Genomic DNA, 20,568 nt, shown 5'->3' with positions numbered 1-20,568 from the left:
TCGGGAGCGCGGATAGTGGAGCTAAGGACTTCCAAGAAAATCTTCTAGCGTCAAGCGTATGTATGCCCGTACCGCAAACCGACACAGGTGGTCAAGGAGAGAATCCTGAGGTGCTCGAGTGAATCATGGCCAAGGAACTCGGCAAAATGGCCCTGTAACTTCGGGAGAAGGGGCGCCTACTCGCATCAGTGCGAGAGGCCGCAGTGAAAAGGCCCAGGCGACTGTTTATCAAAAACACATGGCTTTGCGAAGTGGCGACACTAAGTATAAGGCCTGACACCTGCCCGGTGCCGGAAGGTTAAGGGGGGCGTTATCCCGATTCATATCGGGAGAAGCGCTGAACTGAAGCCCCGGTAAACGGCGGCCGTAACTATAACGGTCCTAAGGTAGCGAAATTCCTTGTCGGGTAAGTTCCGACCTGCACGAATGGTGTAACGATCTGGGCACTGTCTCGGCCATGAGCTCGGTGAAATTGTAGTCGCGGTGAAGATGCCGCGTACCCGCAACGGGACGGAAAGACCCCATGAACCTTTACTGCAGCTTAGCATTGGCATTGGGCAAACAATGTGTAGGATAGGCCGGAGGCTGAGAAGCGGCGTCGCCAGGCGTTGTGGAGCCACTGTTGAAATACGGCCCTTTGTTTGTCGGATGTCTAACCCGGAAAATTCGGGGACATTGCTTGGTGGGTAGTTTGACTGGGGTGGTCGCCTCCAAAAGGATAACGGAGGCTTCCAAAGGTTCCCTCAGCACGCTTGGTAACCGTGCGTGGAGTGCAATAGCATAAGGGAGCTTGACTGCGAGGCCGACAAGCCGAGCAGGGTGGAAACACGGGTATAGTGATCCGGCGGTACCGTATGGAAGGGCCGTCGCTCAAAGGATAAAAGGTACTCTGGGGATAACAGGCTGATCTCCCCCAAGAGCTCATATCGACGGGGAGGTTTGGCACCTCGATGTCGGCTCGTCACATCCTGGGGCTGGAGAAGGTCCCAAGGGTTGGGCTGTTCGCCCATTAAAGTGGCACGCGAGCTGGGTTCAGAACGTCGTGAGACAGTTCGGTCCCTATCTGTTGCGGGCGTGGGAAACTTGAGAGGATCTGACCTTAGTACGAGAGGACCGGGTTGGACGGACCGCTGGTGTACCGGTTGTGGTGCCAACTGCACTGCCGGGTAGCTACGTCCGGAAGGGATAAGCGCTGAAAGCATCTAAGTGCGAAACCCACCTCGAGATGAGGTTTCCGTATAGGGTTGTCAGAGACGATGACGTTGATAGGCTGCAGGTGTAAAGTCGGAGACGGCATAGCTGAGCAGTACTAATAGCCCGAAAACTTGCCTGTATGGTTGTATTATCTTTGGTAATGTCGAAAGACCAAAAAATAACAAGAGCGAATAATCAGATGATATTGTGCGTTTCCTTAGGGGAGCACGAAGATCTTAGGGTGGTACGGCACGGGGGATCCACCTCTTCCCATCCCGAACAGAGAAGTTAAGCCCTGTCGCGCCGATGGTACTGGGGTTACACCCGGGAGAGTAGGTCGCCGCCCGCTTTTATTGACAAGGCCCTCCGCACATGCGGAGGGCCTTTTCTTTTTTATGCCACCACACGGCTCCCCGAAGTAACAGGCCAAACGGAAAGGGGATCAAACCATGTTTCTGTGGTGGAGTAAAGCGCTATTGGTGTGTATTGGGTTTTAGCGTGAATTTATAAGCAGTAGGAAGGTGATTGCTGCTAAAACAATAGGATTGGTTTTGGTTTTCACCATGGGCGTTGCCCATGGCTATGGTTGTCATGCCCTTTCAGGGCTTTTGTTATACAAATTGGCTTTTCTAATTCAAGAAAAAAATCAGCGCAAATCATAATCATCAGCATCATCAGCGTTCCATGAGTCCCCCAGTTTTTCCGCTTGATCCCCTTTCAGGCTTTTTTATGCTACTTGGCTTTTCCATTTAAATATAGGCTTTATTACCGGTAGGTTTTATTTCTCACGGAACGCACAGAACGCCCAGAATGAAGCAAGGCTTTTCTGGGATTTCCATGTTTTCTGTGAGCACCTCAGGGCAAACGCATTTAGTATTAATTTCGTGTAGGGCAGCTATCATCCGTGCCGCTGGCACTCCTTCTGGAGGCTGATGAGTGCTTAACGTCCTGCGGATGAATCCGCAGGTTACTAAATTTATCGTGCCGCTGGCACTTTACCGCAGTTTGTACATTAGGAATAGCAGCAACCTCTCCCGGCAAATACTGAAAGAGCACGAGCATCAGTTGGTCTAAAGGACGAATAATCCGCCGCACCTATCTGCCCAAGTGGGGAGAATGGTTTAGATAAGTTTATGTATATCCGTAACGCAACACTTAGCCTCGGAGAAACGAAGTATTCACTGTGAGTCCATTATTCGGCCTTTGGAGCATTCGGTTTTGGGACAGTTGATGGGGGCGTTAAGAAAATGAGTTAGCTCGTGCAGTGGACAAGCGAGATCCACTCATTTTTAGCCCATAGCAACTGGCACAAAATCAAATTAAGGCAAACCAATTCGTTTTCGTAAACCAAACCACTTAATTTGAAGGATGCTCCATGGCCTAGATTTTTTGCCTACTTTTTCATCAATGGAAAAAGTAGGAAAGTCTGATGAAGCATATGAAACTAAATCCCATAGGAACGGCAGATATATTCAAACTGGGGCACTTGTTTAAATGCGTTAGCCCTGGTGAGCACCTATTTAATTTTCCTGTGATTACTGGTGTCATTGCGGATAATCATAAAAGAAAAAAATCAGCACAAATCATAATCATCTGCGTCATCAGCGTTCCATCAGTTCCCAGCTTTTCCGCTTGATTAATATAAAGTCTAATTGATATTATCTACCAATTTTTTAGGGTTTCGTAAACTTTATGTACCGGTAAGCCCATGACCGTGTAAAAAGAACCAACCAATTTATAGACGGCAGCGTACCCAATCCATTCCTGAACACCATAAGAGCCAGCTTTGTCAAATGGTTGGTATTTGTCAATGTAATGGCTTATTTCATCATCCGAAAGGTGTTTGAAATGTACTTCCGTGATATCATCAAAAACCACTTTCTTGTGATGATCCATGATGCATACACCTGAAATTACATGGTGGACATTTCCCGATAGCATTTTTAGCATGCTGATAGCCTCGATTTTGTTTGCTGGTTTGTTTAACACTTTATTATTGATCAGAACAGTGGTGTCTGAGGTTATCAAAAGTTCATTTTGATTTAAATCCTCTTTAAAAGCTGTTGCTTTTTTCTCTGCCAAAAACGATGCAACCTTATTATCGGGTAGCTCCGCAGGGAAATCTTCATTGACATCTTTTGTCCTTATTTCGAAATCTATATCTAAGCCTTTTAGAAGCTCTTGCCTTCGGGGTGATTTACTGCCTAGGATGATTTTTTTGTTCGTTAGTATTGTTTTCAATGTGTGTTTGGTTTATAAATTATCTGGGAATTCATCTTTCTTAATTGAACCAAATAGTAATCCTGATGGGGTTTTTGGAAAGAAATAAGTGGATTTTTGTGGGAGGATATATCCTGAATGACAAATTTTCAACACCTCATCTATGGAAATTCCTTTAGTGAGGAGGGCCATTTCAACTTGTCCAGATTTTACCATCTCTAGGCATGTCGATAAGTCCTTTTCATAGATCAATTTATCTGAAAACCCTTGTTTATCAAATGGAATATCCAAAATCTGTTCAACAAAGAAATAGTGCAAAATGGATATATCCAAATGCTTTATATTTGTGGGGAGGTCAACATCAAAATTGCTGAATTTCTCTGGGCGTAATGAAATAATATACGCCTTGTTTTTGATAACCAAACAATATGTCCAGGGTTTTTGGATCGGTTCATGGGGTACAGCATTTGTTTCTATTGTCTTTTCCAGAACAAACCATGACTTAATTTTTTTCCAAGGTAAGGGGATGGAGGTGCCTTTGATCAGTCTATGTGTGGGTAGAAGTTTTAAATGACGGGAATGGGCATAAGAAAAATACATCATATGGTAATTGTAGCCTTCATTTCCTGTGTGAACAGGGTTAAGTTTGATGCATTTATTTTTATAAGCTATGGAAGCTTGAAATCTATGGTGGCCATCTGCTAGGATGATTTTTTGTCCTGCTAAATGGTTTATAAATTGATTGATTTCCTGTGGAGCAGTGATCAGTCCCAACACGTGTCTTACACCATGGTTGTCTACAAAATCACTAATGGGTTGACCGATGGCGGTGTCCATCATAGGGACAAGGTGATCATCATTATCCTCGTAAAGTCCATGGGTGGGATGGGCTTGTAACTGTAATTTCTCCAATAGCTGTGTTTGGTCAATTACTGCTTCATTATGGGTGTCTTCATGCCTTAATATTACGTTGTCTTCCCAGTCATAAGCTTTGATTAAGGCTATAAACCCTTTTCTACAGTGTAGCTCAGTACTTCCCGGCAGTTTGAAATAGTGATAGTTGATGTATATTCCTGGTGATGGGTCTTGCTCAAGTAGTTTCTTGGCTTTCCATTCTTCCAGCAAGGTAGAGGTTTCCAGTGTCGTTTTTTGGGAAGCTGGTAGTGAAACATGGATGCTGTTTAGGGGATTGCTATAGAGTAAGTCTAATTGAGAAGCTGATGGAGCATCAGGGAGCGATACCGTCAACGAAGCCATTTTTGGTTGCAGTTTTTGAGTATATCGCCAAGCTGAAAAGGGAATGATTTTAGCCATTCCTTCTTCTATTCGTCCATTTTGAGGTTGTATTTGGAGATGTGTTGTGCATAGATGACGGGTTTTGCTGGGCGGCAGGAATTAACGATGCACCGATGGTAGCAAGGATCTCTAATTCATCTTCTGAGAATTCTTGTTTCAATTGATCAGGGGTAAAGTGATTTTCGACAAAATTAGTGTCAAATTTCCCAGATTGGAAGGCAGGATGTAGCATCACGAAACGGGCAAATGGCAAGGTGGTCGATATACCCGTTATTCGGAAACCATCAATGGCCCTGATCATTTTTTGAATAGCCTTATGTCGGTCTTCATCATACGTGACCAGTTTGGCAATCATCGGGTCATAATAAATGGGGATTTCCATACCTTCTTGAAAGCCGTCATCGACCCTTATGCCAGGCCCCTGGGGAAGTTGATAGGTGGATAGCGTTCCTATATCCGGCAAGAAATTGTTGGAAGGATCTTCCGCATAGACCCTCGTTTCTATTGCGTGTCCGCGAATGTGAAGGTCTTGCTGTTCGAAGCCTAGAGGCTGGCCTTCTGCAATCAGTATTTGCTCTCTGACCAGGTCTTTGCCGGTGATCATTTCAGTTACTGGATGCTCTACCTGAAGTCGGGTGTTCATTTCCAGGAAATAGAAGTTCAGTTTTTCATCTACAATAAATTCTACTGTACCTGCTCCACAATAATTGCATGCTTTTGCGACATCAATGGCCGCTGTTCCCATCGCTTCCCTCATGGAAGGAGAGACCACTGAAGATGGAGCTTCTTCAATTACTTTCTGGTGTCTTCGCTGTACCGAGCATTCCCGCTCAAAAAGATGGACATAGTTGCCGTGTTGATCAGCTAGAACTTGAATTTCGATGTGTTTTGGAGAAGTAATGTATTTTTCGATAAAGACCGCTCCATTCCCAAAAGCTGATTTTGCTTCACTGACGGCCCTTTTCATTTGCTCTTCGAATTCTTCTTCTCCTTTGACTATCCGCATCCCCTTACCACCACCACCAGCACTGGCTTTGATAAGAATGGGATAGCCAATGCTTGCGGCTTTTTCCTTTGCCTCCTTAATGTCCAAGATCGCCTGATCAGTGCCGGGGACCATGGGGATTTTGTATGTTGATACCGCATTTTTTGCAGCCAATTTATCTCCCATAATGCTGATGGAGTGGGGCGACGGCCCGATGAATATGAGATTAGCATCGGCTACTTGTCGGGCAAAAGTAGCATTTTCTGACAGGAAACCGTAGCCGGGATGAATGGCATCGACGTTAAGTTGAAGACAACCTTCTATTATACGTTCACCGAGGAGGTATGACTTGTTGGATGGGCCAGGCCCTAAGCAGTAGGCTTCATCAGCATACTTCACGTGTGGGGCGTTTTTGTCGGGTTCGCTATAGACAGCTACGCATTTCATTCCCATTTCACGGATGGTCCTCATGACCCTCAGGGCTATTTCTCCTCGATTGGCTACCAAGATTTTATTTATTTCTCTCATGGTCGGTTTGGGCTTCGTGAAGATTAAAAACAGTATAGATGAAAGATAGTAATTAATGGGCAAATAACTTAAAAACAGGGCTTTTTTTGCACAAGACTGTAAAAAGTGCTATTTTTGGGGGTTTTAACGGACGCTATAAGAAGTAAAGATTAAGTACTCTAAACGTTATAAGTTTTGGATATATTTGAAAAACTACACACGAATCTAGGCCCACTTGGCAAACATTCTGATTTGTCAGAGGGATATTTCATGTTTCCTAAATTGGAAGGAGAGATAGCACCTAGAATGAAATTTAAAGGGAAGGAAGTCTTGACCTGGAGTTTGAACAACTACTTAGGTTTGGCAAATCACCCCGAAATCAGAAAAGCTGATGAAGTGGCTGCCAGTAAATGGGGAGCTGCCTACCCAATGGGAGCAAGGATGATGTCCGGCAATACCGATACGCACGAGCAGTTGGAAAATGAATTGGCGACTTTTGTGGGGAAAGAAAAGGCTTATTTGCTGAATTATGGCTACCAAGGAATCATGTCTGTGATCGATTCACTAGTGGATCGTAAAGATGTGATCGTATACGATAGTGAATGTCATGCATCGATCATAGATGGTCTGAGAATGCACATGGGCAAACGCTTTGTGTATCCACATAATGACATGGAGAGTTTCGAAAAGCAATTGGTACGGGCAGAAAAACTTACCAATGAAACTGGAGGAGGGATCTTGGTGGTCACCGAAGGTGTATTCGGGATGACCGGTAACATGGGGGACCTCAAAGGCATCGTAAAGCTGAAAGATAAGTACCAATTCAGGCTGGTAGTGGATGATGCACACGGTTTTGGGACCATGGGGCCAACTGGCGCTGGTGCTGGAGAAGCCCAAGGAGTACAAGATCAGGTGGATCTTTATTTCTCTACCTTTGCCAAGTCAATGGCAGGGATTGGAGCATTTGTAGCTGGGGATGCCAATGTCGTGCATTACCTAAAATACAATATGCGTTCTCAGATTTTTGCCAAGGCACTTCCGATGATTTTCGTAGAAGGAGCACTCAAGCGACTTGAAATGATCCGTGAAAATCCTGAGCATAAAGAGAAACTCTGGAAAGTCGTCAATGCACTCCAGAACGGCCTTAAGGAAAAAGGATTCAGTATCGGTACGACAGCGACGCCTGTTACGCCAGTGGTGCTGAACGGTACAGTAGGTGAGGCTGCCACGCTCAGCAAGGACCTAAGAGAAAACTACAATATATTCTGCTCTGTAGTGATTTACCCTGTGGTGCCTAAGGGCATGATCATCTTGCGATTGATCCCTACTGCATCGCATACATTGGAGGATGTAAGTGAAACAATTACTGCTTTCGAAGCCATTAAGGACAAATTGACCAGTGGCTATTATAAAACTACCGAACTGGCTACTTCTTTTGGTGAATAAAACCAAAAAAAAAGCCTTGTCTGTTGTTTTATTAACATTTTGACTATATTGAAAGAGTAAATAAAACTTATCATCAACCAAAAAACTTACTTTTACTATGAGCAGATTTAGTGAAATTAAAGATCTTGTTACCTCTATGGAGGCAGACTTTGAAAAGTTCTATGATAAAGGAAATCAAGCTGCCGGAACGAGAGTCAGAAAAGGCATGCAAGACCTTAAGAATATCTCCCAAGATATTCGTAAAGAAGTTCAGGAAATCAAGAATAAAGAGTAATATATTTTCTTGCATTAAAAAAGGATGCCAATTCAGTTGGCATCCTTTTTTATTTTATAATCAATATGGTTTTTTCAGGTAGGTTAAACCCGAATTAAACTCCTTCTGCGAGCTGCTTGATTTTTTGGTCCAGTCCTTCTGTGGCCCTTAGCAGTGGCAATCTCACTTGGTCACCACATACGCCCATATGCTTGAGGAGGTTTTTGACGCCGACCGGGTTACTTTCAGCATACATCCAAGAGTTGATATCCAAAAGCCGGAAAGTAGCGGCTAATGATTCCTCCTGAGTACCATGGCAAATGGTCTTGAAGATATCAGGGTAGGCATTTGCCAAAACGGAAATAGCCCCTTGACCACCTATCGCTTTCAAGGAGGTGGTCAACATATCATCACCGGATATCAATAAAAAGTCGGACGGTTTTTTTCGAACGATTTCCATGCATTGTACCATGTCACCGCTAGCTTCTTTTGCACCTATGATTTTAGCATGATCGGATAGGCGTAGGGTAGTTTCGGCAGTTATATTGGACATGGTCCTTCCTGGTACATTGTACAGGATGATAGGGACGGGGCTCGCATCAGCTACCGCGATATAATGCTGATAGATACCTTCCTGAGTAGGTTTGTTATAATATGGACTAACAGAAAGCAACGCTGAAACACCGGAAAGATCCGTGTCATTGATCTCATCGATGGCAGCTTGGGTGTTGTTGGCTCCGATACCATAGACGATGGGTAGCCTTCCGTTATTGGTTTTAACGGACGCTGCTAAGATGTCATGCTTCTCCTTTCGGGACATAGTGGATGCTTCACCGGTAGTACCCATTACTACCAAGTAATCAGCCCCTCCTTGGATCACATGCTCAATTACCTTGTCCAGCCCATTAAAATCAATGTTCCCTTCTTCATCTAACGGTGTAACCAATGCTACTCCTGTCCCAATAAATTGTTCCATTTTAAATTATCTTCTTTAGGTATTTCAGTAAATTTTCAATGTTTGATGATAAACTGCTGTCTTCCTTTGCCAACATGATGTCCAACAATTGGTCGTTAAGGTCATGGTGAAAGCCGATTTTGTAATCAGCAGACTTATTTTGTGCCACTAAGTACATGAATGCATTTGTCGGACTGCATGTAAATAGCATAATATCTGCCTTTTGGTCCATGAAATGCTGTAGGTCGTGGTCAGGAATTCCAATTAAGTTGAAATTCTTTGGGGAAAAACTCTGCTCATCAACTCGTTCTTCGTCGTAGTACCTCCCCTCGATCACGACACCGGAAGACCAGTGCTTGGCTACCGCAGCTGTTGCGCTTACCAAATTCTCATACGAATCCGCTAAAATATGAATTGATTTTATATCCTCAATCGATTTTTGGCTTTTCTCGACATTTCGCCCCTTGTTTTTCTTGATTCTTAGTTCAACAACTAATTTTTTGATCCATTTCATACCTGATGGCTTGGTGATAAGCTAGTCTGTTATCATGCTTAAGAATTCATTTTCAGATATCATTTTAATACCGAGTTTTTCGGCTTTTTCTTTTTTACTTGGCCCCATATCGGCTCCTTCTATGATCAGGTCCAGGTTTTTGGAAACGGATTTCAAATAAGTCCCTCCTTGGGCAGCAATGGCTTCAATGACCTCATCTCTTTTGAAGTGCTCAAACTTACCAGATGCTAGGACTTTAAGCCCTTCTAGGGCATTGCCTTTTACGGTAGGAAGGTCATCTTCTTTTATTTCAAAATGAAGTCCATGGTCTTTCAGTCTTTGGATGTTGGCCTGGTTTTCTTTCTGGTCAAAAAACTCACGAATACTGTGCACCAAGGTTTCCCCTACACCGTTTATTTCCAATAATTGTTCTGTGTCAGCTTGTTGCAGGTTGTGGATGTTCTTAAAGTGCCTGGCCAGTAGTTGCGCTGTGTTTTCTCCGATATTTCTTATTCCCAAGGCAAAAAGCACCTTCTCGAATGGTTGTTCTTTACTCGCCTCGATACCGGATAGCATATTGGAGATGACGCCTTCTTGAAAAGTGTTTCCCTTAAGCCTTTTGATTTTGTCTTCTTGCTCCCGGACCAGCCCAAAATCAAAAGCCAAAACAATATCATGTACCGTGTTTTTCTTTTGGCTTATTTGGTGCAGTTCTTCTAAAGAAACTTGATTGCCCACAAACATGGACAATACTGCAGATACTGGCAAGAAATCCTCAATCTGGTCATGTGGAAGGCGTTGGATGATTTCAAGTAATTTGTGAACCGAGGCAGTATTAAGTGCCACTTTCTTGTTTTGTTCCTCAATGAATGCGGCAAACTGCTGTAGTTTTTGGTGCTGCTCGAGTGTTTCTGTTTTAGCTAGGTATTGGTCGATGGCAGAGAGGGAAATGCCCTCAGTTATCGCAAAAAGGGCCTTTTTGAGACTTACAAATAAATAGCCGTCGCTGCTTTTTTCATATTGGTCAGCGTTGATTTCCAAGCCTAGCAAGTGGTCTTTTTCACCTTCCAGTTCATAAAGATCCGCTGGATGCTCCACGTATCCTTGGTTGATCAGCGCCCTGATGCGTTCTGTTCCCATACTGTCAATATCCATTGCGCGCTTGTGGACAAAATGCTCTATCCTTCCTAGTACTTGTGGGGGACAGGAACTAGTATTGGGGCAAAAATGCTTGGCTTCACCTTCTTTTCTTTCCAGTTCAGTACCACACTCCGGGCAGTGGGTGATATAGGTGATCGGTTTGGCGTCTGATTTCCTTTTTTCTACTGCGACGGCAGTGATTTTTGGAATGATTTCCCCGCCTTTTTCCACAAAGACCACATCCCCATTATGAAGGTCAAGTCGTTTGATTTCGTTGGCATTATGAAGTGATGCCCTTTTTACGGTAGTACCGGCCAGTAGGACAGGGGAGAGGTTGGCCACAGGGGTGATCGCCCCAGTTCGCCCTACTTGATAAGTGACCGACATGAGTTCGCTTTCTGCGCTTTCGGCCTTGTACTTATAAGCGATGGCCCAGCGGGGGATTTTGGCAGTGAAGCCCAATTCTTCGCGCTGCCCATAGTCGTTGACTTTGAGGACTACGCCATCGGTGTCTAGCGGGAGTGTGTGTCTTTCTTCCCTCCAAGATTCAATGTATTCAACTACCGAGTTGATATCGGTACAATTCTTATAAGTAGGGGAAATGTTGAACCCCCATTTTTCGAGCAACTGGATGGCATGATCATGCTGATCGACGCCGATTTCATCGCCGAGCAATTGATAGAAATAGCAGTTGAGCCTGCGTTTGGCCACAATGCCGCTGTCCTGCATTTTGAGGGTGCCTGAAGCCGTATTTCTTGGATTGGCCAATAGTGCCTCTCCTTTTGCATCCTTCTCTGCATTGATTTTTTCAAACTCCTTTACAGGCAAAAAGATCTCTCCTCTCACCTCAAACTTGTCGGGGATGTTATTTCCTGCGAGATATAGCGGAATGTTTTTGATGGTTTTTACATTGGCAGTGACGTCATCTCCCTTGTAGCCGTCACCTCTTGTTACCGCGCGTATCAGCTCTCCGTTTTCATAGACTAGGCTGATGGCCACACCGTCGAATTTCAGTTCGCAAAAATAACTGTATTCACGGTGACCGAGTCCTTTGGCCACCCTTTCATCAAAAGCAATCAGCTCTTCCTTGCTGTAGGTATTTCCTAGTGAGAGCATCCGGGTTTCATGCTGGACCGTTTCAAATTCCTTGGTAATCGTGCCGCCTACATGTTGTGTCGGGCTGTTTTTGTCCCGAAGGTCAGGGAATTGTTCTTCCAGCTTAATGAGTTCTTCCAGTAATTGGTCAAATTCAAAGTCACTGATCTCGCTGTGGTCTTCTTGGTAGTACAGTTGGTTATGATGGTTGATCGTGGCTGTTAACTCAGCGATTCTTTTCTGGGCTTCCGGTTTAGAAATAGTGCTCATGTAGCTGCTTCAAATTCTGATTGCGTCTAAGGTTCAAATCTACGTTTTTTCAGGCAATTTAAGGGGAAACGTCCTTGTATAATTTGCCTTCGCTGGCTATTTAGGCCGCAATGACTATCTTTGGGGCAGCATAACTAGTAACATGAGAGCGAAAAGAAAAGAGGAAATAGAGGTTAAAATCCTGGAAGCGGCCAATGAGATGTTTTTCAGGAATGGGTTTAAGCATACCACCATGGATGACATCTCCAAAAAGTTGGGGATGAGCAAGAAGACCGTTTACCAGTATTTTCCCGGTAAACAAGAGCTGTTGGAAGCCTCTTTTAACCTGCTGAAAAACAGGCTTAGCCTTAAGGTGGAGACTATTTTGGAAAACGATGAACTCAGTTTTTTAATGAAGTTAAGGTCAATGCTGTCAGCCATCGCCAAAGACCTGGCTCCCATCAATCCGGAATTGCTGGCCGATATGAGAGAGCAAGTTCCAGAAGTGTGGGCTTCACTAGAGGATTACATTCGGACTTCAGCGTATTTGCGTTTTCAGCGACTGGTCCAAACGGGAATTGACCAAGGGCTAGTGGCTTCCCATGTGGACAAAAGCATGGTGGTACTCCTTTATGCGTCCGCCATTCAGAATTTGATAGACCCAAAATTTCTGGGCCAATTTCCAAAGGAGATGGTCGATGGACTCAAGACCAACCCTGCCAAAATCTATGATCAGGCGATTTCCATTATTTTTGAAGGAATTCTTACCCCTGAAGCCAGGGAAGAATACTTGGAGAAGAAAGGGTAAAGGTGGTAAGGTAAGAATGGATGAAGGTGATATAATTAAACCCGGAATCAATGCCGTTTAGTTAGTGTGTATCTGGATAATATGGGTTCTATAATTTTTCCTTGGGCAGTTATTTTTCTGCTAAATTCCAAGATGGTTTTCATCTCTTTACCTTTGTCACTTTTTTGCTTCAGGTCAAAAAAGTAACCAAAAAACCCCGCCGCTGTGCATCTATTGGCCTAAAATTAAAACCTTCCCTCATGCAGGCAAACTCCTCCTGTCTAAAGCCAAGCAGGCCTATCTAAAGCCAGGTAAACCTTCTTGAGCTGCCAACATTCTTTTTGGGCAGCATTTCGTCAAACAAGCCTGCCTTTTTGCCCACCCGCTTTTTAATTTCTTAACGCCCAATACCTGCAAGGCGGATTCAGTTAATAAGTCCCAAAAAGGTATGGCTTCCTTATTACGGCCCTTGGTATGCCTGTTTTCCAGCCGATGGTGGAGGCCGTTAAGAAAGTGAGTTGGCTTGCGTCGTGGAACAGCGAGACCCACTCACTTTTAGGTCGTAGCCATCGGGTGGAAATTAAAATGGGTGACGGATCTCGGTCGCAGGGTAAATCCATGTTCCATTTTAAAGGGCAGACCACCGGCCTAGATTTTTTTCTTTCTTTTTTCATCAATAGCCTGCCCCGAAGGCTTTCGGGGGAAAAAAGGAAAAGGATAAATTCCACCAAGATGATCAGGTTTCCCCAGCCAAAGTCAATCAAAAAAAGGACTTTTAGGTATATGAAAAGAAGGAAATCCCCTTAACTAAACGGCATTGAACCCGGAATATGCATTAGCCTATCTGTTGCGACCTGAAACTGCTTCAAAATCAGCCGTTTCACTTTAGTTTTCGGCATAACCGTAGCGGTGCTACGCTAATGCCTCCAAACTAACTGATTTTCTTGCAATTTCAGCTCTCACTACGATTCCTAACGCATAATCCGGGTTAAAGGTACCCAATAGTATATTAATTTTCTTCCTCACCGAAGGCTTTTAGAATATCCTCTTCGGTCATTCTGAGTTTGGACTTGCAGTCTTTTACCAGCGTACTGGCTTCTTTTACCAATGCGGAAAGTTCATCGATGCTTTTATCGTCTTGTTCCAAAAGACCGACGATTTCCTCTATTCTGGCCACTGCCTTATCGTAACTGAAATTTTTCTTTTCACTCATGGTTGTTTATTGAATTGATGGTGCTCTGGATGGTTTTTTTTGCCCCGTAGGTCATCATGGTGTCGCCGTTTTTCGGATTGGCTATACTGATGGGGACTCCATTGATTTCCGATCGGGTATATCCTTTGTTGAAGAAAGTAGCTGGATCAAGCCTGAGAAGGTCTTTTTCCAGGTTTTCCATTTTGCTTTTTTGCTGTTGTAGAAGTCCTTGGACTCCTTTCTTGAACATTCCCTCCAAATTCTCCAGCTGATGGCTACGTAGCTTTATCGTCTGGTCAGTAAGGGAATTGATGCGGTATTGGAGGAGGTTGGTTCTTTCCTGCTCCCGGTTTTTCTGATTTAGGAAGAGGCTTTTCAGCAAATGACCATACTGTGTCATTTTTCGATCTTCCTTTTGCAGGTGAAAGGCAGCATTTCTTTCCAGCTGCTTAAAATGCTTTTCCAGTAGGTCCTCAAATTCCCTGAAGCCGCCTAGGATAAATTCTGCTACAGCAGTTGGGGTTTTCATTTTGGTATGGGCCACCATGTCAGCGATGGATTCATCCCTTTCGTGGCCGATGCCCGTGACCACAGGCAAGGTCGTATTGGCAATGGTCCTCGCTAATGCATAATCGTCAAAACAATCCAGGTCTAATTGCGCCCCACCACCACGGATGATGACCAAGAGGTCAAACGGCTCGATTTGATGGGCCATTTCGACTTGCTCGACGGCCAAGATCATGCTGGCTGCCGCTTGGTCTCCCTGCATAGTGGCCTGGTAGAGTTTCCAGTGGACCTTAAAACCTTCACGGTTATGGTCGACCTGATTGATGAAATCCCCAAAACCAGCAGCATTCGCTGAGCTGATGACAGCGATCCTTTGCGGAACTTGGGGCAATATGAACTGCTTGTTGAGGTTGATGAGCCCTTCCTTGGTGAGCATATCGATGGTTTCCTGCCGTTTTCGGGCTTTCTCTCCCAAGGTGAAGTTAGGGTCGATGTCCTTGATGTTTAGACTCAGTCCATAGACTTCGTGAAATTGAACACTTACCTGTGCCAGGACTTTCATACCTGCTTTGAGTGTCTGGCCCGTGATGGAAGAAAACCTACTGGAAATGCCTCTGTAGGTGTATGACCAGATGTTTGCCCGGATTTTGGCAAGTACCTGCCGATCGGTTTTTTCTACCAATTCCAGATAGGCATGCCCACGGGGTGAATCCCGCAGCTCACCAATTTCCGCAATGACCCAGTAGCTGGGATTCAGCTGTGTGTCCAGGGCTTGTTGGATTTGGTGATTGAGCTCTAATAAGGAAAGCGGATGTTGCATAGGACAAAGTAAATAAAAAATTAGGGGAGAGAGAAGAAAGTGACATGAACTGTCGTGATATATGGAAGCGTAAAGCCGAAGTTATCAGTTTATCCCGGAATATGCATTAGCCTATCTGTTGCGACCTTAAACTGCTTCAAAATCAGCCGTTTCACTTTAGTTTTGGGCATAACCGTAGCGGTGCTACGCTAATGCCTCCAAACTAACTGATTTTCTTGCAATTTCAGCTCTCACTACGATTCCTAACGCATAATCCGGGATCAATGCCGTTTAGTTAGTGTGTATCTGGAAAATATGGGTTCTATATTTTTTCCTTGGGCAGTTATTTTTCTAGCTAAATTCCTAGGTGGTTTTCATCCCTTTACCTTTGTTACTTTTTTGCTTCAGGTCAAAAAAGTAACCAAAAAACCCCGCCGCTGTGCATCTATTGGCCTAAAATTAAAACCTTCCCTCATGCAGGCAAACTCCTCCTGTCTAAAGCCAAGCAGTCCTATCTAAAGCCAGGTACCTTCTTTAGCTGCCAACATTCTTTTTGACTAGCATTTCGTCAAACAAGCCTGCCTTTTTGCCCACCCGCTTTTTAATTTCTTAACGCCCAATACCTGCAAGGCGGATTCAGTTAATAAGTCCCAAAAGGTGTTGTTTCCATATGACGGCCCTTGGTATGCCTGTTTTCCAGCCGAAGGTGGAGGCCGTTAAGAAAGGGAGTTGGCTCGCGTCGTGGAACAGCGAGACCCACTCATTTTTAGGTCGTAGCCATCGGGTGGAAATTAAAATGGGTGACGGATCTCCGTCGCATGGGAAATCTATGTCCCATTTTAAAAGGCATACCACCGGCCTAGATTTTTTTCTTTCTTTTTTCATCAATGGAAAAAAGGAAAAGGATAAAATCCACCAAAATGATCAGGTTTCCCCCGCCAAAATCAATCAAAAAAAGGACTTTTAGGTATATGAAAAGAAGGAAATCCCCTTAACTAAACGGCATTGAACCCGGGTTTATGTTACTTTTATCCTTTTTTGATTTGCCCTTATGCAGGCAAACTCCTCCTATCTAAAAGCTAGGTTTACCTGGCTTTAGCCAAGTGAATCTTCTTTAGCTGCAAGCATTCTTTTTGGGCAGCATTTCGTCAAACCTGTCTGGCCGCCCATAGCCGTCAGTTTAAGCTGCCATCAGTACACCATCTACCACAAATCCATCAACTTAGCTGTTCGGGATTTGTAATCTCGAACCGGAATAATGGGGATTTGTAATCCCCCTAGCCAGCACGGATGATACCTGACTTATGCGAAAATTGTTTTCCTTCAAAACACGAAATGCATTTGCCCTGTTTCAAAATTCCGGTCTGACAATATTGTATCAGTAATCACTAATTTGGTGCAATAATCACATATGGTCAAATGCTACCTTTGTTTTGAACGATAAATTTAGAACGTATGAATTGGAACGGAGTTTTTCCTGCGGTTACCACAAAATTCCATGGTGACGGCAGCATTGATTATGATACTTTCTTCCTTAATTTGGAAGCCCAAATAGACGCAGGTGTCAGCGGTGTGATCTTGGGAGGTACATTGGGAGAATCCAGTGTGCTGGAAGACGAAGAAAAAATAGAACTGACCAAAAAGACCAAAGAGAAAATTGCAGGAAGGGTTCCCGTAGTGCTGAACATTGCCGAAGGATCCACTGCAAAAGCCATCTATTGGGCCAAAAAGGCGGAAGAAATGGGGCTAGATGCCTTGATGCTACTTCCTCCAATGCGGTACCCATCTGATCACAGGGAAACTGTAGCTTATTTCAAGACAGTGGCAAAGTCCACTGACCTTCCTATTATGATCTATAACAATCCGGTGGACTACAAGACCTATGTCACCTTGGAGATGTTTGACGAGCTAATGGAATGCGAAAATATCCAAGCGGTAAAGGAATCTACCCGCGATGTGTCCAATGTGACCCGGATGAAAACGCGGTTTGGCGATCGTTATAAAATTCTCTGTGGCGTGGACACCCTTACCATGGAAAGTGTCTTGATGGGGGCTGATGGGTTGGTAGCTGGGTTGGTCTGTGCCTTTCCAAAGGAAACCGTAGTTCTCTTTGACCTGTGCAAGGAGCGTAGGATTGATGAAGCATTGCCTATTTATCAGTGGTTTTTGCCATTGCTGGAGCTGGATATCCATCCTAAACTGGTGCAATATATCAAGTTGGCAGAGCAGATGGCCGGCATTGGCACAGAACATGTGCGGGCTCCAAGGCTGACATTGGTAGGGGAAGAAAGGGACCGCGTCGAAAAACTCATTCAGACCGGTTTGGAAAACAGACCGGCATTAACCGAAATCAAAACAAGTATATAATGCAACTAGATAAGGTATTAAACCAATCTGAAGCAGCTTTTGAACAGTATAAGACCACCTCATTGGCCGATAGGGCCAGCTTTCTTAGGGTGATTGCCGAGCAACTGGAAGCTGTCAAGGAAACATTGATCCCTACGGCCTGTGCGGAGTCTAACTTACCCGAAGGAAGGATAACAGGAGAACTGGGCAGGACCACGGGGCAGATCAGGCTATTTGCAACATACGTTGAAGAAGGAACCTGGCTGGAAGCCACCATCGACCATGCTGATCCAGATAGAGCGCCCGTCCCGAAACCTGACCTGAGAAGGATGTTGGTGCCACTGGGACCGGTGGCCGTTTTTGGAGCCAGCAATTTTCCATTGGCATTTTCCACGGCTGGGGGAGATAGTATTTCTGCCCTTGCGGCTGGCTGTACGGTAGTGTACAAAGGACACCCAGGGCATCCAAAGACTTCCTTGATGGTATTTGAAGCTATCCAAAAAGCCATTACTGAGGCGGGGTTTCCGGAGGGAGTATTCCAGCACATTGAAGGAGGCATTGCCGAAGGACAGGCATTGGTACAGCATCCGGCTGTTAAGGCAGTTGGGTTTACAGGGTCATTTAAAGGGGGCAAGGCGCTTTTTGACCTGGCCAATGACCGCTCAACGCCTATTCCTGTGTATGCCGAAATGGGCAGCATCAATCCGATTATTGCCTTTGAGAAGGCATTGGAGCAGCAAGCGAAAGTCGCAGGGCAATATGCACAGTCACTGACACTAGGGGCAGGACAATTTTGTACCAATCCGGGAGTGATTTTTGTGCCTTCGTCAATCGCTGAGTCCTTTGCCCAGCATGTAGGAAAAGCCTTGGCGGATACAGCTGGTCAGGAAATGTTGCACGAGGGGATCCAGACTGCCTACAATGAAAGCCTAGATAAGTTGGCGAATGCTGGCGGGCTCCACTGGATCCAAAAGGCCGCAGGAAAAGAAACAGGCCATCCCGCCCTTGCCCTTACTGATCTGGATACTTGGATCAGGGAGGAAGCGTTGCAGGAAGAGGTTTTTGGACCATTTGGGATTGTCGTTGCGTATGATAGCAAAGAAGCATTGCTCCAAGCAGCAAGGTCCCTGCAAGGGCAGCTGACCATTACACTATGGGCCAGTGATGAAGAATTGTCCAGTCAAGGAGCCTTGATCAGTGCCCTCCAGGAAAAATGCGGACGACTGCTGTTTGGAGGAGTGCCGACAGGTGTGGAAGTAGGCCATGCCATGCAGCACGGTGGGCCATATCCCGCCACAACAGACAGCCGTAGCACATCGGTAGGTGTATATGCGATCAAGCGATTTGCCCGGCCATTTGCTTTCCAAAACTGCCCAGACAGCCTGTTGCCTGAGGTTCTTAAAGAAGCCAACCCTTTGGGGATTGTCAGGACCGTGGATGGGGTGTTTAGTATAAGGTACGAGGTATAAGGTATGAAGTACGAGGTACAAAGTACGAAGTTGGTGGGGATAGCATTATTGGGGGTTGAGCAGAGATGTTGGTTTTGAAGGGGATTCGTAAAAAAGATGCCCCTAAATCCCCTAAAGGGGACTTTCTGATTAGTCTTTTAGAAGGCGGAGAAGAGGGCCATAAACGTTGTGCAGGGGGGTAGGTATAAGGTATGAAGTACGAGGTACAAAGTACGAAGTTGGTGGGGATAGCATTATTGGGGGTTGAGCAGAGATGTTGGTTTTGAAGGGGATTCGTAAAAAAGATGCCCTAAATCCCCTAGAGGGGACTTTCTGATCAGTCTTTTAGAGGGTGGAGAAGAGGGCCATAAACGTTGTGCAGGGGCTCTGCCCCTGCACTGATAGCCGTTGAGTCTCCGACTCAAATACAGGAAGAAAGGTTTTCAATAGGGAAAACAAAGTATTGAAATGCATACGTTGGTCAGGATTTGTAATCCTTAGGGCTTTAAATTAGTCAATCGCATGAATTACCCTAAATAGTGGTGGTAAAATAATAAATGAAAAAGACCTTTAGTTGTATTGATGCCCATACATGCGGCAACCCGGTGAGGGTGGTCACGGGTGGTCTGCCCTTTTTGGAAGGGGAGAATATGTTTGAGAAAAGACAATTTTTCATCAAGCATTATGATTGGATCAGGAGAGGCTTGATGTTTGAGCCTCGCGGTCATGATATGATGTCCGGATCCATGCTTTATCCTCCTCATGATCCTGAAAATGATGTGGCGGTATTGTACATAGAGACCAGTGGATGCCTTCCCATGTGCGGACACGGCACCATCGGGACGGTGACAGTGGCCATCGAAGAAGGCTTGATCACCCCAAAAGTCCCTGGGAGGCTCAGGATAGAAACTCCCGCTGGGCTGGTGCTTGTGAGCTATATCCAGGAAGGGGAAAAGGTAACTTCCGTAAAGTTGACCAATGTACCGAGTTTTGTGATTGCGAAGGACTTGACGATTAATAGCGGACACTTGGGAGAGCTTACCTTTGATGTTTCGTATGGAGGGAACTTCTATGCGATTATTGAGCCACAGGAAAATTTCGGTGGATTACAGGATTTTACGGCTGAGCAGCTGATCACCATGAGCCGCCAATTACGCAAGTCCATTAATGAAGCGTATGAATTTGTCCATCCCGAAAATCCCCGTATCAATGGCCTAAGTCATATCCAGTGGATCGGAAGGACCTTGGATGAGGACTCTCATGGTCGCAATGCGGTGTTTTATGGGGACAAGGCCATTGACCGTTCACCATGTGGCACGGGAACTTCCGCACGGATGGCGCAGCTATACTCCCGCGGAAAACTGAAAGCACATGAGCCTTTTGTCAATGAAAGCTATATCGGCTCCCGGTTTACGGGCGAAATCATCGGCGAAACTAAAGTGGGGGACTTTAATGCCATCATACCAAGCATCGAAGGTTGGGCCAAGATTACGGGGTACAATACCATTTTCTTGGACGATGACGATCCGTATGTGCACGGATTTCAGGTGATATAGGGAGGGGGAGATGGTCGGTCAAAGACAAAGGTAAGCACAAGGTACAACGTATCAACCTCAGTTCGATTATGAAACCGTCACTGCGAGGCTTAGAGGGAGG

At 45.1% G+C, this 20,568-nt stretch carries 16 protein-coding genes and 2 rRNA genes (1 of these 18 only partly in view); 10 read left to right on the top strand and 8 right to left on the bottom strand.

Annotated features, from left to right (window positions below; translation table 11 throughout):
• Both DN752_RS03395 and rrf read left to right on the top strand, forming a co-directional pair.
• A 23S ribosomal RNA gene (locus DN752_RS03395) occupies nucleotides 1-1,333 on the top strand (it extends 1,556 nt beyond the left edge of the window).
• A 98-nt stretch (nucleotides 1,334-1,431) separates the two neighbouring features.
• Nucleotides 1,432-1,543: ribosomal RNA gene (rrf, locus tag DN752_RS03390) — 5S ribosomal RNA — on the top strand.
• A 1,313-nt stretch (nucleotides 1,544-2,856) separates the two neighbouring features.
• Here the strand turns inward: rrf and DN752_RS03380 are convergent.
• The 3 genes from DN752_RS03380 to DN752_RS03370 are packed head-to-tail and all read right to left on the bottom strand — an operon-like array spanning nucleotide 2,857 to nucleotide 6,223.
• A complete protein-coding gene (locus DN752_RS03380) occupies nucleotides 2,857-3,435 on the bottom strand; it encodes a Maf family nucleotide pyrophosphatase (RefSeq protein ID WP_112782676.1) in 579 nt (192 codons plus the stop codon).
• A gap of 12 nt (nucleotides 3,436-3,447) precedes the next feature.
• On the bottom strand, nucleotides 3,448-4,728 hold the full coding sequence (locus DN752_RS03375; RefSeq protein ID WP_112782675.1) for a DUF1015 domain-containing protein: 1,281 nt from the start codon (nucleotides 4,726-4,728) through the stop codon (nucleotides 3,448-3,450).
• Nucleotides 4,721-6,223 (bottom strand): acetyl-CoA carboxylase biotin carboxylase subunit, encoded by a 1,503-nt coding sequence (locus DN752_RS03370; RefSeq protein WP_112782674.1) that lies wholly within the window; start codon nucleotides 6,221-6,223, stop codon nucleotides 4,721-4,723. The genes DN752_RS03375 and DN752_RS03370 overlap by 8 nt, the downstream gene beginning before the upstream one ends.
• A gap of 174 nt (nucleotides 6,224-6,397) precedes the next feature.
• On the opposite strand from DN752_RS03370, the gene DN752_RS03365 reads away from it, so the two are divergent.
• Both DN752_RS03365 and DN752_RS03360 read left to right on the top strand, forming a co-directional pair.
• Nucleotides 6,398-7,648, top strand: coding sequence for an aminotransferase class I/II-fold pyridoxal phosphate-dependent enzyme (locus tag DN752_RS03365; protein ID WP_112782673.1), 1,251 nt, complete (start codon nucleotides 6,398-6,400; stop codon nucleotides 7,646-7,648).
• Nucleotides 7,649-7,745: 97 nt separating this feature from the next.
• Nucleotides 7,746-7,922, top strand: a complete 177-nt coding sequence (locus DN752_RS03360) for a histone H1 (RefSeq protein ID WP_112782672.1) — start codon at nucleotides 7,746-7,748, stop codon at nucleotides 7,920-7,922.
• A gap of 94 nt (nucleotides 7,923-8,016) precedes the next feature.
• Here DN752_RS03360 and dapA read toward each other — a convergent pair whose 3' ends face one another.
• The 3 genes from dapA to ligA are packed head-to-tail and all read right to left on the bottom strand — an operon-like array spanning nucleotide 8,017 to nucleotide 11,854.
• Entirely contained in the window at nucleotides 8,017-8,877 is an 861-nt protein-coding gene (dapA, locus tag DN752_RS03355) for a 4-hydroxy-tetrahydrodipicolinate synthase (RefSeq protein WP_112782671.1), read from the bottom strand.
• A 1-nt stretch (nucleotide 8,878) separates the two neighbouring features.
• Nucleotides 8,879-9,370: a DUF6913 domain-containing protein gene (locus DN752_RS03350; RefSeq protein ID WP_112782670.1), complete on the bottom strand. Its 492-nt coding sequence runs from the start codon at nucleotides 9,368-9,370 to the stop codon at nucleotides 8,879-8,881.
• Between the two features lie 21 nt (nucleotides 9,371-9,391).
• Nucleotides 9,392-11,854: an NAD-dependent DNA ligase LigA gene (gene ligA / locus DN752_RS03345; RefSeq protein ID WP_112782669.1), complete on the bottom strand. Its 2,463-nt coding sequence runs from the start codon at nucleotides 11,852-11,854 to the stop codon at nucleotides 9,392-9,394.
• Nucleotides 11,855-11,996: 142 nt separating this feature from the next.
• Between ligA and DN752_RS03340 the strand changes: the two genes are divergently transcribed.
• Nucleotides 11,997-12,641, top strand: coding sequence for a TetR/AcrR family transcriptional regulator (locus DN752_RS03340; RefSeq protein ID WP_112782668.1), 645 nt, complete (start codon nucleotides 11,997-11,999; stop codon nucleotides 12,639-12,641).
• A 453-nt stretch (nucleotides 12,642-13,094) separates the two neighbouring features.
• Complete coding sequence (locus tag DN752_RS03335; protein ID WP_162633090.1) at nucleotides 13,095-13,427, top strand: hypothetical protein; 333 nt, start codon at nucleotides 13,095-13,097, stop codon at nucleotides 13,425-13,427.
• A gap of 202 nt (nucleotides 13,428-13,629) precedes the next feature.
• Here DN752_RS03335 and xseB read toward each other — a convergent pair whose 3' ends face one another.
• Complete coding sequence (gene xseB, locus DN752_RS03330) at nucleotides 13,630-13,833, bottom strand: exodeoxyribonuclease VII small subunit (RefSeq protein WP_112782666.1); 204 nt, start codon at nucleotides 13,831-13,833, stop codon at nucleotides 13,630-13,632.
• Nucleotides 13,826-15,139, bottom strand: coding sequence for an exodeoxyribonuclease VII large subunit (xseA, locus tag DN752_RS03325; RefSeq protein ID WP_112782665.1), 1,314 nt, complete (start codon nucleotides 15,137-15,139; stop codon nucleotides 13,826-13,828). The genes xseB and xseA overlap by 8 nt, the downstream gene beginning before the upstream one ends.
• A gap of 664 nt (nucleotides 15,140-15,803) precedes the next feature.
• Here xseA and DN752_RS24345 point away from each other — a divergent pair.
• The 4 genes from DN752_RS24345 (at nucleotide 15,804) to DN752_RS03310 (ending at nucleotide 20,468) form a co-directional block, all read left to right on the top strand.
• Nucleotides 15,804-16,085 (top strand): hypothetical protein, encoded by a 282-nt coding sequence (locus tag DN752_RS24345; protein WP_162633089.1) that lies wholly within the window; start codon nucleotides 15,804-15,806, stop codon nucleotides 16,083-16,085.
• A 488-nt stretch (nucleotides 16,086-16,573) separates the two neighbouring features.
• On the top strand, nucleotides 16,574-17,485 hold the full coding sequence (locus tag DN752_RS03320) for a dihydrodipicolinate synthase family protein (protein WP_112782664.1): 912 nt from the start codon (nucleotides 16,574-16,576) through the stop codon (nucleotides 17,483-17,485).
• Nucleotides 17,485-18,933 (top strand): aldehyde dehydrogenase (NADP(+)), encoded by a 1,449-nt coding sequence (locus DN752_RS03315; protein ID WP_245949444.1) that lies wholly within the window; start codon nucleotides 17,485-17,487, stop codon nucleotides 18,931-18,933. Before DN752_RS03320 ends, DN752_RS03315 begins: the two co-directional genes overlap by 1 nt.
• Before the next feature lie 536 nt (nucleotides 18,934-19,469).
• Complete coding sequence (locus tag DN752_RS03310) at nucleotides 19,470-20,468, top strand: 4-hydroxyproline epimerase (protein WP_112782662.1); 999 nt, start codon at nucleotides 19,470-19,472, stop codon at nucleotides 20,466-20,468.
• Nucleotides 20,469-20,568 lie beyond the last annotated feature (100 nt).

The organism is Echinicola strongylocentroti, assembly GCF_003260975.1.
Classification (GTDB): Bacteria; Bacteroidota; Bacteroidia; order Cytophagales; family Cyclobacteriaceae; genus Echinicola; species Echinicola strongylocentroti.
This window is presented reverse-complemented; position numbering and strand designations above follow the sequence as displayed.

Excerpts from the sequence above, each read along its gene's own strand:
- DN752_RS03360 (WP_112782672.1), top strand. The coding sequence starts at position 7,746 with ATGAGCAGATTTAGTGAAATTAAAGATCTTGTTACCTCTATGGAGGCA.
- DN752_RS03340 (WP_112782668.1), top strand. The coding sequence starts at position 11,997 with ATGAGAGCGAAAAGAAAAGAGGAAATAGAGGTTAAAATCCTGGAAGCG.
- DN752_RS03335 (WP_162633090.1), top strand. The coding sequence starts at position 13,095 with ATGCCTGTTTTCCAGCCGATGGTGGAGGCCGTTAAGAAAGTGAGTTGG.
- dapA (WP_112782671.1), bottom strand. The coding sequence starts at position 8,877 with ATGGAACAATTTATTGGGACAGGAGTAGCATTGGTTACACCGTTAGAT.
- DN752_RS03310 (WP_112782662.1), top strand. The coding sequence starts at position 19,470 with ATGAAAAAGACCTTTAGTTGTATTGATGCCCATACATGCGGCAACCCG.
- DN752_RS03370 (WP_112782674.1), bottom strand. The coding sequence starts at position 6,223 with ATGAGAGAAATAAATAAAATCTTGGTAGCCAATCGAGGAGAAATAGCC.
- xseA (WP_112782665.1), bottom strand. The coding sequence starts at position 15,139 with ATGCAACATCCGCTTTCCTTATTAGAGCTCAATCACCAAATCCAACAA.
- DN752_RS03375 (WP_112782675.1), bottom strand. The coding sequence starts at position 4,728 with ATGGCTAAAATCATTCCCTTTTCAGCTTGGCGATATACTCAAAAACTG.
- ligA (WP_112782669.1), bottom strand. The coding sequence starts at position 11,854 with ATGAGCACTATTTCTAAACCGGAAGCCCAGAAAAGAATCGCTGAGTTA.
- DN752_RS03350 (WP_112782670.1), bottom strand. The coding sequence starts at position 9,370 with ATGAAATGGATCAAAAAATTAGTTGTTGAACTAAGAATCAAGAAAAAC.
- DN752_RS03320 (WP_112782664.1), top strand. The coding sequence starts at position 16,574 with ATGAATTGGAACGGAGTTTTTCCTGCGGTTACCACAAAATTCCATGGT.
- xseB (WP_112782666.1), bottom strand. The coding sequence starts at position 13,833 with ATGAGTGAAAAGAAAAATTTCAGTTACGATAAGGCAGTGGCCAGAATA.
- DN752_RS24345 (WP_162633089.1), top strand. The coding sequence starts at position 15,804 with ATGCCTGTTTTCCAGCCGAAGGTGGAGGCCGTTAAGAAAGGGAGTTGG.
- DN752_RS03315 (WP_245949444.1), top strand. The coding sequence starts at position 17,485 with ATGCAACTAGATAAGGTATTAAACCAATCTGAAGCAGCTTTTGAACAG.